At 60.2% G+C, this 13,586-nt stretch carries 11 protein-coding genes; 8 read left to right on the top strand and 3 right to left on the bottom strand.

Going from position 1 to position 13,586, the window contains the following annotated elements; genetic code table 11:
- Positions 1-189: 189 nt before the first annotated feature.
- Together lpxH and HXW87_RS14270 are read right to left on the bottom strand one after the other, a co-directional pair.
- Positions 190-942: a UDP-2,3-diacylglucosamine diphosphatase gene (gene lpxH / locus HXW87_RS14265; RefSeq protein ID WP_239779115.1), complete on the bottom strand. Its 753-nt coding sequence runs from the start codon at positions 940-942 to the stop codon at positions 190-192.
- Positions 939-1,445 carry a peptidylprolyl isomerase gene (locus HXW87_RS14270; RefSeq protein ID WP_027614639.1) on the bottom strand — a complete coding sequence of 169 codons (507 nt, stop codon included), beginning with the start codon at positions 1,443-1,445 and terminating at the stop codon, positions 939-941. The genes lpxH and HXW87_RS14270 overlap by 4 nt, the downstream gene beginning before the upstream one ends.
- Before the next feature lie 250 nt (positions 1,446-1,695).
- Here HXW87_RS14270 and HXW87_RS14275 point away from each other — a divergent pair, with 250 nt between their 5' ends.
- Together HXW87_RS14275 and cysS are read left to right on the top strand one after the other, a co-directional pair.
- Positions 1,696-3,396 (top strand): glutamine--tRNA ligase/YqeY domain fusion protein, encoded by a 1,701-nt coding sequence (locus HXW87_RS14275; protein ID WP_047291683.1) that lies wholly within the window; start codon positions 1,696-1,698, stop codon positions 3,394-3,396.
- A gap of 21 nt (positions 3,397-3,417) precedes the next feature.
- Entirely contained in the window at positions 3,418-4,800 is a 1,383-nt protein-coding gene (gene cysS, locus HXW87_RS14280) for a cysteine--tRNA ligase (protein WP_239779116.1), read from the top strand.
- Positions 4,801-4,998: 198 nt separating this feature from the next.
- On the opposite strand, the gene HXW87_RS14285 is transcribed toward cysS, so the two are convergent.
- The gene (locus tag HXW87_RS14285; protein WP_239779117.1) at positions 4,999-6,840 is read right to left on the bottom strand and encodes a sigma-54-dependent Fis family transcriptional regulator; all 1,842 of its coding nucleotides are present in this window, start codon (positions 6,838-6,840) and stop codon (positions 4,999-5,001) included.
- A gap of 493 nt (positions 6,841-7,333) precedes the next feature.
- Here HXW87_RS14285 and HXW87_RS14290 point away from each other — a divergent pair, with 493 nt between their 5' ends.
- Genes HXW87_RS14290 through HXW87_RS14315 form a run of 6 tightly spaced genes read left to right on the top strand, consistent with a single transcriptional unit; the run spans position 7,334 to position 13,290 of the window.
- Positions 7,334-8,428 (top strand): ABC transporter ATP-binding protein, encoded by a 1,095-nt coding sequence (locus HXW87_RS14290; protein ID WP_047291688.1) that lies wholly within the window; start codon positions 7,334-7,336, stop codon positions 8,426-8,428.
- The gene (locus tag HXW87_RS14295; protein ID WP_041073275.1) at positions 8,428-9,543 is read left to right on the top strand and encodes an ABC transporter ATP-binding protein; all 1,116 of its coding nucleotides are present in this window, start codon (positions 8,428-8,430) and stop codon (positions 9,541-9,543) included. Before HXW87_RS14290 ends, HXW87_RS14295 begins: the two co-directional genes overlap by 1 nt.
- Positions 9,540-10,406, top strand: coding sequence for a sugar ABC transporter permease (locus HXW87_RS14300; protein WP_007961995.1), 867 nt, complete (start codon positions 9,540-9,542; stop codon positions 10,404-10,406). Before HXW87_RS14295 ends, HXW87_RS14300 begins: the two co-directional genes overlap by 4 nt.
- 10 nt (positions 10,407-10,416) lie before the next feature.
- A complete protein-coding gene (locus HXW87_RS14305; protein WP_041073277.1) occupies positions 10,417-11,217 on the top strand; it encodes a carbohydrate ABC transporter permease in 801 nt (266 codons plus the stop codon).
- A 10-nt stretch (positions 11,218-11,227) separates the two neighbouring features.
- The gene (locus HXW87_RS14310; protein WP_027614647.1) at positions 11,228-11,500 is read left to right on the top strand and encodes a DUF2160 domain-containing protein; all 273 of its coding nucleotides are present in this window, start codon (positions 11,228-11,230) and stop codon (positions 11,498-11,500) included.
- A gap of 47 nt (positions 11,501-11,547) precedes the next feature.
- Complete coding sequence (locus HXW87_RS14315) at positions 11,548-13,290, top strand: ABC transporter substrate-binding protein (protein WP_047291695.1); 1,743 nt, start codon at positions 11,548-11,550, stop codon at positions 13,288-13,290.
- Positions 13,291-13,586: the final 296 nt, after the last annotated feature.

Consider the following 13,586-nt stretch of genomic DNA (forward strand, 5'->3'; position numbering starts at 1 on the left):
GGGGGTTCATGGGGCTGATTCTGATTGTGTGGCTGGCGAAGCCGCCGTTTGCCGCAAAAGCAGGCCCGGCCGCGTCCGGACATTGATTGTGCGGTGATTGCTAAAAGATCGCAGCCTGCGGCAGCTCCTACAGGGAAACGCATTCCAATGTAGGAGCTGCCGCAGGCTGCGATCTTTTGATCTTGGCTGTTAGATTGCGGGAGCAGGCAGGGCCGGCGGTGGGGCAAAGTCGAACGGCGCCAGGGCAAACCCGTTCTCATCCACCTGCAACGCCCAACCCTGACGATCCCAATCCCCCAGCACAATCCGCTTCGCCGCCTGCTCGCCGAGCTGCAGCTTGTGGATTGCCGGGCGATGGGTATGGCCGTGAATCAGGGTTTTCACTCCATATTCCTGCATGATCCGCGGAACTTCGTCCGGCGTGACATCGACAATGTCGTTGGCCTTCATCCGCGTCTGCGCGCGGCTTTCACTGCGCAGCTTGCGCGCCAGTTTGTGGCGGGTGCTCAGTGGCAGGTGGCGCAGGATGAACAGGGTGATCGGGTTGCGCAGGTAGCGTCGCAGCTTCATGTAGGCTTCGTCGCGGGTGCACAGGCTGTCGCCGTGCATCAATAACACCGGTTCGCCGTAGAACTGCACGACACTCGGATCCTTCAACAGCGTACAGCCGGCTGCTTTGCAGAAAGCCTTGCCGAGCAGGAAGTCGCGATTGCCGTGCATCAGAAAGATTGCCGTGCCGCTGTCGCTCAATTGGCGCAGGGCCTGGCAGATGGAACGCTGGAAGGGCGTCATGGCGTCGTCGCCAATCCACGCTTCGAAGAAGTCGCCGAGAATGTACAACGCACTCGCCGAGCGGGCGCGTCCGGCGAGCAAATCCAGAAACGCCCGAGTGATGTCCGGGCGCTCCTCTTCCAGATGCAAATCTGAAATCAGCAATATCACGCTTCGATGATCTCGGCTTTCTCGATGATCACGTCGTCTTTCGGCACGTCCTGGTGACCGGCCTTGGAAGTGGTGGCAACGCCTTCGATCTTGTCGACGACGTCGGTACCGGCAACCACTTTACCGAACACGGCATAACCCCAGCCCTGAGCGGTCTTGGCGGTGTGGTTGAGGAAGCTGTTGTTGGTGGCGTTGATGAAGAACTGCGCCGAGGCCGAATGCGGGTCCATGGTGCGGGCCATGGCAACGGTGTACTTCTCGTTCTTCAGACCGTTGTCAGCTTCGTTCTGAATGCTTGGGCTCTTGTCTTTCTTTTCCTGCATGCCAGGCTCGAAACCGCCGCCCTGGATCATGAAGCCCTTGATCACGCGGTGGAACACCACGTTCTCGTAGTGACCTTTCTTAACGTATTCGATGAAGTTGGCAGCGGTGATCGGCGCTTTTTCCGCGTCCAGTTCGATGACGATGTCGCCGTAGTTGGTGGTCAGTTTGACTTGAGTCATGATCGCTACTCTTTATAAGGAATTCGTGGGTAATGGGACATTTCGGCCCGTTACCGGTTCAGCCCATGGGCCAAGGTGCGCAGTTTAGCGTGACAGGCGCGAATTTCGAGGCTGTTTTTCCAAAACCCGTCGATTAAATGCACGCCTTTATAGGCCGCGCTCTGTCAGCCCCTTGACAGCATCGGCTATGATAGCGGCTTTGTTTTGTCTGGCCCCCTTTGTGGCCGCGCACATGTAAGTCAAGGATCCTATGAGCAAGCCCACTGTCGACCCTACCTCGAATGCCAAGTCCGGCCCTGCCGTGCCGGTCAATTTCCTGCGGCCGATCATCCAGGCAGACCTGGACTCGGGCAAGCACACCCAGATCGTCACCCGTTTTCCGCCTGAGCCCAACGGCTACCTGCACATCGGCCACGCCAAGTCGATCTGCGTGAACTTCGGCCTGGCCCAGGAGTTCGGCGGCGTCACGCACCTGCGTTTCGACGACACCAACCCGGCCAAGGAAGACCAGGAATACATCGACGCGATCGAATCCGACGTCAAGTGGCTGGGCTTCGAGTGGTCCGGCGAAGTGCGCTACGCCTCGCAGTATTTCGACCAGTTGCACGACTGGGCGGTGGAGCTGATCAAGGCCGGCAAGGCCTACGTCGACGACCTGACGCCGGAGCAGGCCAAGGAATACCGCGGCAGCCTGACCGAGCCGGGCAAGAACAGCCCGTTCCGCGACCGATCGGTGGAAGAGAACCTCGACTGGTTCGCCCGCATGCGCGCCGGTGAGTTCCCGGACGGCGCCCGTGTGTTGCGCGCGAAGATCGACATGGCCTCGCCGAACATGAACCTGCGCGACCCGATCATGTACCGCATTCGTCACGCCCATCACCATCAGACCGGTGACAAGTGGTGCATCTACCCGAACTATGACTTCACCCACGGTCAGTCGGACGCCATCGAAGGCATCACCCACTCGATCTGCACCCTGGAATTCGAAAGCCATCGTCCGCTGTACGAGTGGTTCCTGGAGAACCTGCCGGTGCCGGCCAACCCGCGCCAGTACGAGTTCAGCCGCCTGAACCTGAACTACACCATCACCAGCAAGCGCAAGCTCAAGCAACTGGTCGATGAGAAACACGTCAATGGCTGGGACGACCCGCGCATGTCGACCTTGTCGGGCTTCCGTCGCCGTGGCTACACGCCGGCCTCGATCCGCAACTTCTGCGACATGATCGGCACCAACCGTTCCGACGGCGTGGTCGACTTCGGCATGCTCGAGTTCAGCATCCGTCAGGACCTAGACGCGAACGCCCCGCGCGCCATGTGCGTGCTGCGCCCGCTGAAAGTCGTGATCACCAACTACCCGGAAGGTCAGGTCGAAAACCTCGAACTGCCGCGTCATCCGCAGAAAGAAGAACTCGGCGTGCGCCAGCTGCCGTTCGCCCGTGAAATCTACATCGACCGCGATGACTTCATGGAAGAACCGCCAAAGGGCTACAAGCGCCTGGAGCCGAACGGCGAAGTGCGTCTGCGCGGCAGCTACGTGATTCGTGCCGACGAAGCGATCAAGGATGCCGACGGCAACATCGTCGAACTGCGTTGCTCGTACGACCCGGACACCCTCGGCAAGAACCCTGAAGGCCGCAAGGTCAAGGGCGTGATCCACTGGGTGCCGGCGGCTGCCAGCATCGAGTGCGAAGTGCGCCTGTACGATCGCCTGTTCCGTTCTCCGAACCCGGAGAAGGCCGAAGACAGCGCGAGTTTCCTCGACAACATCAACCCTGACTCACTGCAAGTGCTGACCGGTTGTCGTGCTGAGCCATCGCTTGGCAACGCACAGCCGGAGGACCGTTTCCAGTTCGAGCGCGAAGGCTACTTCGTTGCCGACATCAAGGACTCGAAACCAGGTCAGCCGGTATTCAACCGTACCGTGACCCTGCGTGATTCGTGGGGCCAGTGATTCGCGTCAAGGAAATATAAAGTGCTGACGATCTACAACACGCTCACCAAGAGCAAAGAAGTCTTCAAGCCGCTGGATGGCAACAAGGTGCGCATGTACGTGTGCGGCATGACCGTGTACGACTACTGCCACCTCGGCCACGGCCGCAGCATGGTCGCGTTCGACCTGGTGACCCGCTGGCTGCGGTTCAGCGGTTACGACCTGACCTACGTGCGCAACATCACCGACATCGACGACAAGATCATCAATCGTGCCCGCGAGAACGGTGAGTCGTTCGAAGCGCTGACCGAACGCATGATCGCCGCGATGCACGAAGACGAAGCACGCCTGAACATCAAGAAACCGGACATGGAGCCGCGCGCCACGGATCACATTCCGGGCATGCACGCGATGATCAAGACCCTGATCGACAAAGGCTTCGCTTACGCCCCGGGCAATGGCGACGTGTATTACCGCGTCGCCAAATTCATGGGCTACGGCAAGCTGTCGCGCAAGAAGATCGAAGACTTGCGCATCGGCGCGCGCATCGAAGTCGACGAGTCGAAAGAAGACCCGCTGGACTTCGTGCTGTGGAAGGCCGCCAAGCCGGGCGAGCCGAGCTGGCAATCGCCGTGGGGCGCCGGGCGTCCGGGCTGGCACATCGAGTGCTCGGTAATGTCCACCTGCTGCCTCGGTGAGACCTTCGACATTCATGGCGGCGGCAGCGACCTGGAGTTCCCGCACCACGAAAACGAAATCGCCCAGAGCGAAGCGGCCACCGGCAAGACCTACGCCAATGCGTGGATGCATTGCGGCATGATCCGTATCAATGGCGAGAAGATGTCCAAGTCCTTGAACAACTTCTTCACCATTCGCGACGTGCTCGACAAGTACCACCCGGAAGTCGTGCGTTACCTGCTGGTGTCGAGCCACTACCGCAGCGCGATCAACTACTCGGAAGACAACCTCAAGGACGCCAAGGGCGCACTCGAGCGTTTCTACCACGCGTTGAAAGGCCTGCCGAGCGTTGCTCCGGCCGGCGGCGAAGCCTTCGTCGAGCGTTTCACCACGGTGATGAACGACGACTTCGGCACGCCGGAAGCCTGCGCGGTGCTGTTCGAGATGGTGCGCGAGATCAACCGTCTGCGCGAGAGCGATCTCGACGCGGCGGCCGGACTGGCGGCACGTCTGAAAGAACTGGCGAGCGTGCTGGGGGTGTTGCAGCTGGAAGCCGATGACTTCCTGCAGGCGGGTGCCGAAGGGCGTGTCGATGCCGCTGAAGTCGACGCGCTGATTGCTGCACGTCTGGCGGCACGTGCGGGTAAGGATTGGGCTGAGTCTGATCGTATCCGTGACCAGCTGACGGCAATGGGCGTGGTGCTGGAAGACGGCAAGGGCGGCACGACCTGGCGTCTGGCTGACTGATTGCCTGACCTGTGACAGACAAAACCCGCCTTGTGCGGGTTTTGTTTTTTCTTCCTCAGGACCAGCGTTGACCGGGCTAACGCCTTCGCGAGCAGGCTCGCTCCCACAGTGGATTTTCGTGAAGTCCGTTTTCCGTGCACGACACGAATCCCCTGTGGGAGCGAGCCTGCTCGCGAAGAGGCCCTCAAGGCCGAGTTGTCATTCAGCCTGCCGCAACCGCTTGTACAGCGTATTCCGACTCACCCCCAACCGCCGCGCCAGGTGCGAAATATTCCCCCCGGCCGCCTTCAACTCGCGGTTCAACGCTTCAACGTCATTCAAGTCCAGCCCCAACGGCGCTGCCGTTTCCACCGGCTCCATCTCCAGATCGACAAAAAAATCATCCGGCAAATGCTCTGGCCGTACCGGTTGTTCCTCGGCCATGGCCAGCGCCACCTGCATCACGCTGCTGACCTGACGCAGATTGCCCGGCCATGGATGACGACTGAACAGCTCCAGCACTTCGCGGCTGAGCCCGGCCCATTGTGTCGGTTCGCGATGCTGCTCCCACAGGCGTTTGAACAGCGCCTCTTTATCACCGCGCTCTCTGAGCGGCGGCAGTTCCAGTGTCAAACCGCCAATTCGGTAGTACAAGTCCTCACGAAACCGGCCCAATTGCACTTGCTCGCGCAAAGAGCGGTTGGTCGCCGAGATGATCCGCAGATCCACCGGGAACAACTCGCTGCTGCCCACCGGTTGCACACAGCGCTCCTGCAACACCCGCAACAACCGCGCCTGAGTCGGCAGCGGCATGTCACCGATCTCGTCGAGGAACAGCGTGCCCTTATCGGCTTTGCGGATCAGGCCGATGCTGCCTTTCTGGTTGGCGCCGGTGAACGCGCCTTTTTCGTAGCCGAACAGTTCCGACTCCACCAGTTCGGTGGGGATCGCCGCGCAGTTGACGGCGATGAATGCCTGTTTGCTGCGGGAGCTGGCTTGGTGAAGCGCTTTGACGAAGACTTCCTTGCCGACCCCGGTTTCACCGTGGATCAGCAGCGGGATGTCTTTTTCCAGCAGGCGTTCGGCCTGACGCACGGCTTTTTCCACGCGGCTGTCGCCAAAATGCAGAGAGTTGAGGCTGATCACGCCCGGCGCTTTGATCGGCGCCGTTTTCGGTTCGGCAAATACCCGAGGCTGAACAGGCGCCTGTTGCGGTCGCTTCAACAGGCACTGGAAACGGTTGCGCCCCGAGGTCTGCAAGGCAAACGGCAAGCCGTCCGGCTGATTCAGCAGCTCCAGCAGCGACACGTTGAACAGGCTTTCGACGCTGACCCGCGACAGGCGCACCCCGAGCAGATTGTCCGCGCGGCGATTGGCCGACAGCACTTGACCGCTCTCATCGAAAATCAGCAAACCGGCCCATTGACTGTCGAGGTTGTTCAACCCGGTGTTGAAGGTCAGTTGAAAGTGCTGGCCGTGGAACAGGTTGAGGATCAGCCGGTTCTCCACGGTCTGGCTCATCATCTTGACCATGCCCAAGGTGTGCGAGGGCGGCAGGTAGCTGTCGCTGGACACGTCAAGCACGGCGATGACCTTACGCTCGGCATCGAAAATCGGCGCGGCAGAACCGGTCATGAAGCGGTTGGCCTTGAGAAAGTGTTCATCGTGTTCGATGTGTACCGCTTGCTCGCAGGCCAGCGCGGTGCCGATGGCATTGGTGCCGCTGCAGCGTTCCATCCAGCTCGCTCCGGCGCGAAAACCCCGGGCCAGGTTCGGCTCGATAAAGCGCTGAGTGCCCCAAGATGTCAGCACCTGACCTTGGTGGTCGGCGAGCATGATCAGGCAGTTGGAGTTGCTCAGGATGTTCTCGTAGTACGGCAGGACTTCCTGATGCGTGGTCTGCACCAGTGAGTGGTGACGATCGAGCAATTGCGCAATGCCGGCGGCAGGCAGTTGGTCGAAGGCCGGGGCACTTTGATGGTCGAGGCCGAAGGCGCGGCAACGCTGCCAGGAGGTCTGGACGATCGCGTCGTGGGACAGCGGCGGGGCAGGTGCGGCCATGGCGGTGGGCCTCTGATGCAGCGTTTTTATTATTGTTATGACCCACACANCGAAGGCCGGGGCACTTTGATGGTCGAGGCCGAAGGCGCGGCAACGCTGCCAGGAGGTCTGGACGATCGCGTCGTGGGACAGCGGCGGGGCAGGTGCGGCCATGGCGGTGGGCCTCTGATGCAGCGTTTTTATTATTGTTATGACCCACACAATTCCCCTGTAGGAGCTGCCGCAGGCTGCGATCTTTTGATCTTATTCTTGAAAACAAAAGTCAAAAGATCGCAGCCTTCGGCAGCTCCTACAGGGTGCGTGAACAGTTCATAGAGTGTTGTTCACTATTGTTCATTGTCAATCGCCCGACTGTTCAAATGTGTTCAGCAATGAACCCCCGTTCCCCACGTTTTCGACACTTTTCACGACAAATCAACCACTTGCCGTTTCTGGCACGAATGTCGCTCTGCTGCACAGGTCGCTTGACTCCAATAATAAAAAAGGCCGAGCCATGTCACTCACCCTGGAGCACGTCAGCCGTACCGTCGAGGGCCAGACCTGGATCGACGATGCCTGCCTGACCTTCGAACCCGGATCCTTCAACGTTCTGCTCGGCCGCACGCTGTCCGGCAAGACCAGCCTGATGCGTTTGATGGCCGGTCTGGACAAGCCCGACAGCGGCCGCGTCCTGATGAACGGCGTCGACGTCACCCAGCGCCCGGTGCGCCTGCGCAACGTGTCGATGGTCTATCAGCAGTTCATCAATTACCCGACCATGACCGTGTTCGAGAACATCGCCTCGCCGCTGCGTCAGGCCGGTGTCGCCAAGGACATCATCCACAGCAAGGTGCAGGAAACCGCGCGGATGCTGCGCATTGAGAAGTTCCTGCAGCGCTATCCGCTGGAGCTGTCCGGCGGTCAGCAGCAGCGCACGGCGATGGCCCGGGCGCTGGTCAAGGATGCTGAACTGATCCTGTTCGACGAGCCGCTGGTCAATCTCGACTACAAGCTGCGCGAAGAACTGCGCCAAGAGATGCGCGAGCTGTTCAAGGCCCGCCACACCATCGCGATTTACGCCACCACCGAGCCCAACGAAGCGTTGGCCTTGGGCGGCACCACGACCATTCTTCACGAAGGTCGGGTGATCCAGAGCGGCCCGTCGACTTCGGTGTATCACCAGCCGCAAACCGTGCTGGCAGCGGAGTTGTTCTCCGAACCGCCGATCAACCTGATGCCCGGGCGCATTGCTGGCAACGAAGTCAGCTTTGCCAACTTCGTGCACTTCCCGTTGAACGTCGATCTACGGCCGGTGGGCGAGGGCGAGTTCCGCTTCGGCGTGCGCCCCAGCCATATTTCGCTGGTGCCGAGCAACGATGACGATCTGGAACTGGCGGTTACCGTCGAGGTGGCCGAGATCAGCGGTTCGGAAACCTTCCTGCACGTGCGCAACGAACATTTCCTGCTGGTACTGCACCTGCCCGGGGTGCACGAATACGACGTCGATGCGCCGATCCGCATTTACATCCCGACCCACAAACTGTTCGTGTTCGATGCGCAGGGCCGTCTGGTGCAGGCACCGGGCCGGCGTGTCGCGAGGGTTGCCTGATGGCCGAAATCCGTTTGCAGCACCTGGCCCACAGCTACAGCAAGCAGCCGAGCGGGCCTGACGATTACGCAATCCGCGAAATGGACCATATTTGGGAGCAGGGCGGCGCCTATGCCTTGCTCGGCCCTTCGGGTTGCGGCAAGTCGACCTTGCTCAACATCATTTCCGGCCTGCTCAGCCCCTCGCAAGGGCATGTGCTGTTCGATGGCAAAGCGGTCAACGACCTGACTCCGGAGAAGCGCAACATCGCCCAGGTGTTCCAGTTCCCGGTGGTCTACGACACCATGACCGTGTTCGATAACCTGGCCTTTCCCCTGAGAAATCAGGGCATGGCCGAGGCGAAAGTGCACAGCAAAGTGCAGGAAATCGCCGAAGTCCTCGACCTGCAAAACCTGCTGAGCAAGAAGGCCCGCAACCTCACCGCCGACGAAAAGCAGAAAGTTTCCATGGGCCGCGGCCTGGTGCGCGACGACGTCTCGGCGATCCTCTTCGACGAGCCGCTGACGGTGATCGACCCGCACCTGAAGTGGAAGCTGCGACGCAAGCTCAAGCAGATCCACGAGCAGTTCAACATCACCATGGTCTACGTCACCCACGATCAACTGGAGGCCTCGACCTTCGCTGACAAGATCGCGGTGATGTACGGCGGGCAGATCGTGCAGTTCGGCACCCCGCGGGAATTGTTCGAGCGGCCGAGCCACACCTTTGTCGGCTACTTCATCGGCAGCCCGGGGATGAACCTGATCGAGGTGCAGCCGCAGCCGGGTGGGGTCGGTTTCGCCTCCACGCACCTGCCGTTGTCCGACGCCTTGCAGCGGCATATCGAACACGGCCAGTGGAAAAATCTGAAGGTCGGCATCCGCCCGGAGTTCATCCATGTCTGGGATGAACCGTTTGACGAGGCGATGCAGGCGCGGGTGGTTCACGTCGAAGACCTGGGCACCTACAAGATCCTCACCCTCGACCTCGACGGCGCGCCGTTGAAGGTGCGTCTGGCCGAAGACAAACCGGTGCCGCAGGGCACCGCGTACATCAGTTTTCCGGCGCAGTGGCTGATGGTCTACGCCGACGAGTTTCTTCTTGAAGACACCGACTCTACCGAGGTGCAGCCATGAACAAGGTGCAGAACAACAAGGCCTGGTGGCTGGTGTTGCCGGTGTTCCTGCTGGTGGCGTTCAGTGCGGTGATCCCGATGATGACCGTGGTCAACTACTCGGTGCAGGACATCTTCGACCAGTCCAGCCGCTACTTCGTCGGCGCCGACTGGTACAAACAGGTGCTGCTCGATCCGCGTCTGCATGACTCGCTGCTGCGCCAGTTCATCTACTCGGCCTGCGTGCTGTTGATTGAAATTCCGCTGGGCATCGCCGTCGCCCTGACCATGCCGACCAAGGGTCGCTGGTCGTCAGTGGTGCTGATCATCCTGGCGATTCCGTTGCTGATCCCGTGGAACGTGGTTGGCACCATCTGGCAGATCTTCGGTCGCGCCGACATCGGTCTGCTCGGCTCGAGCCTGAATGCGCTGGGCATCAGCTACAACTACGCGGCCAACACCATGGACGCCTGGGTCACGGTGCTGGTGATGGACGTCTGGCACTGGACTTCGCTGGTGGCGCTGCTGTGTTTCTCCGGGTTGCGGGCGATTCCCGACGTGTATTACCAGGCGGCGCGCATCGACCGCGCCTCGGCCTGGGCGGTGTTCCGTCATATTCAGTTGCCCAAGTTGAAGAGCGTGCTGCTGATCGCGGTGATGCTGCGCTTCATGGACAGTTTCATGATTTACACCGAGCCGTTCGTGCTCACCGGTGGCGGGCCGGGTAATGCCACCACCTTCCTCAGTCAGACCTTGACGCAGATGGCGGTCGGCCAATTCGATCTGGGCCCGGCAGCGGCGTTTTCGCTGGTGTATTTCCTGATCATCCTGCTGGTCTCGTGGCTGTTCTACACCGCCATGACCCATTCCGACGCCAATCGCTGAGGGCCCGGCCATGCACAAAAGAAAGCTGATTCCGTTGCTGGTGTACATCCTGTTCCTGCTGGTGCCGATCTACTGGCTGCTGAACATGTCGTTCAAGAGCAACACCGAAATCCTCGGCGGGTTGACCCTGTTCCCGCAGGATTTCACCTGGCACAACTACAAGGTGATTTTCACCGACCCGAGCTGGTACACCGGTTATCTCAATTCGCTGTATTACGTCAGCCTCAACACGGTGATCTCGCTGAGTGTGGCGCTGCCGGCGGCGTACGCGTTTTCGCGCTATCGCTTCCTCGGTGACAAGCACCTGTTCTTCTGGCTGCTGACCAACCGCATGGCGCCGCCGGCGGTGTTTTTGCTGCCGTTCTTTCAGTTGTATTCGTCGATCGGGCTGTTCGATACGCACATCGCCGTGGCACTCGCGCACTGTCTGTTCAACGTGCCGCTGGCGGTGTGGATTCTTGAGGGGTTCATGTCCGGGGTGCCCAAGGAAATCGACGAAACCGCCTACATCGACGGCTACAGCTTCCCCAAGTTCTTCGTGAAGATTTTCATCCCGCTGATCGGCTCCGGGATCGGTGTCACGGCGTTTTTCTGCTTCATGTTCTCTTGGGTCGAACTGCTGCTGGCGCGCACGCTGACGTCGGTCAACGCCAAGCCGATCGCGGCGGTGATGACCCGCACCGTGTCGGCCTCGGGCATCGACTGGGGCGTGCTGGCAGCGGCGGGGGTGTTGACCATCCTGCCGGGCATGCTGGTGATCTGGTTTGTTCGCAACCACGTGGCCAAGGGCTTTGCCCTGGGTCGGGTCTGAGGAACGCATGATGGAATGGATGAGCTGGACCACCCCCACGGCGGGGTTCTTTATTGCCATCGGCCTGTTGCTGGTGGGCATGACCACCTGGGAACTGCGCTCGCCGAGCATCCTGCGCCGCGGTTTTCTGCCGATTGCCACCACCCGTGGCGATCGCTTGTTCATCGGTCTTCTCGGCAGCGCCTACCTGCATCTGCTGGTAATCGGCGTCACCGACTGGAGCATCTGGGTGGCGTCCGCGCTGTCTCTGGTGTGGCTGTTGGTTGTGATGCGCTGGGGCTAGTCGAGTCGCTCGGCAATCGTGCTCCGAAACTCTAACTGGAGGTCTCTATGTTCGATAAAAACAATAAGCTGCGACATAGCATTTCATTGGCAGCCATGCTCGCACTCAGCGGTTTGAGCGCTTCGGCCTGGGCCGATGCCTACGAAGACGCTGCGAAAAAGTGGATCGGCAGCGAATTCAAACCGTCAACCCTGACGGCGGATCAGCAGCTCGAAGAATTGAAGTGGTTCATCAAGGCCGCCGAGCCGTTCCGCGGCATGGAAATCAAAGTGGTTTCCGAGACCCTGACCACCCACGAATACGAGTCCAAGGTGCTGGCCAAGGCGTTCAGCGAAATCACCGGGATCAAACTCACCCACGACCTGTTGCAAGAAGGCGACGTGGTGGAAAAAATGCAGACGGTGATGCAGTCGGACAAGAACATCTACGACGGCTGGGTCAACGACTCGGATTTGATCGGTACGCACTTTCGCTACGGCAAGACCGAGTCGATCACTGACCTGATGGCCAACGAAGGCAAGAACTTCACCTCACCGACCCTCGACATCAAGGACTTCATCGGTATCTCGTTCACCACCGCGCCGGACGGCAAGATCTATCAACTGCCCGACCAGCAGTTCGCCAACCTGTACTGGTTCCGCGCCGACTGGTTCGAACGCGCCGATCTGAAAGCCAAGTTCAAGGAAAAGTACGGTTACGAATTGGGCGTGCCGGTGAACTGGTCGGCCTATGAAGACATCGCCAAATTCTTCAGCGAAGACGTCAAGGAAATCGACGGCAAGCGTGTCTACGGCCACATGGATTACGGCAAGAAAGACCCGTCGCTGGGCTGGCGCTTTACCGATGCCTGGTTCTCCATGGCCGGTGGTGGCGACAAAGGCTTGCCCAACGGTCTGCCGGTGGACGAGTGGGGGATTCGCGTCGAGGACTGCCATCCGGTCGGTTCCAGCGTGACCCGCGGCGGCGACACCAACGGCCCGGCGGCAGTGTTCGCCACGCAGAAATACGTCGACTGGCTCAAGGCCTACGCGCCACCGGAAGCGGCGGGCATGACGTTCTCCGAGTCCGGCCCGGTGCCGTCACAAGGCAATATCGCCCAGCAGATCTTCTGGTATACCGCGTTCACCGCCGACATGACCAAACCGGGCCTGCCGGTGGTCAACGCCGACGGCACACCGAAATGGCGCATGGCGCCGTCGCCGCGCGGGCCGTATTGGGAAGAGGGCATGAAGCTCGGCTATCAGGATGTGGGTTCGTGGACGTTCATGAAATCCACGCCTGAGAAACAGAAGCTGGCGGCGTGGCTGTACGCGCAGTTCGTCACCTCGAAAACCGTGTCGCTGAAGAAAACCATCGTCGGCCTGACGCCGATTCGCGAGTCGGACATCAACTCGCAGGCGATGACCGATCTGGCGCCTAAACTCGGCGGCCTGGTCGAGTTCTACCGCAGCCCGGCCCGCGTGCAATGGACCCCGACCGGGACCAACGTGCCGGACTATCCGCGTCTGGCGCAGCTGTGGTGGAGCCACATCGCCGAAGCGGCCAGCGGCGAGAAAACCCCGCAACAGGCGCTGGATGGCCTGGCCAAGGATCAGGACGCAATCATGACGCGTCTGGAACGCTCCAAGGCGCAAGCCACGTGCGCACCGAAAATGAACCCGGAACGCGACGCGCAATACTGGTTCGACCAGCCGGGCGCACCAAAACCGAAACTGGCCAACGAGAAGCCGAAGGGCGAGACCGTGAGCTACAACGAACTGCTGAAATCGTGGGCGGATGCGCGCAAGTGATGGTTGATGTGTGAAAGCAAACGGCACCGTAAGGTGCCGTTTTTTTTGCTGCCTGATCTACCGCTTTCGCGAGCAAGCTCGCTCCCACACTGGATCTGTATCGTTCATAAATTCCGATCACAATCGAGATGACTGTGGGAGCGAGCTTGCTCGCGAATACGGTCTGCCATTTAGCATGGATAGTGACTGACCCGCCGCCATCGCTTGCAGGCAAGCTCTCACAGGTTTGCGTGTCGTCCAAAAAACTCAAAAACACCCCGATCCCTGTAGGAGCTGCCGCAGGCTGCGATCTTTTG

The organism is Pseudomonas sp. Y5-11 (assembly GCF_022368695.1).
Classification (GTDB): Bacteria; Pseudomonadota; Gammaproteobacteria; order Pseudomonadales; family Pseudomonadaceae; genus Aquipseudomonas; species Aquipseudomonas parakoreensis.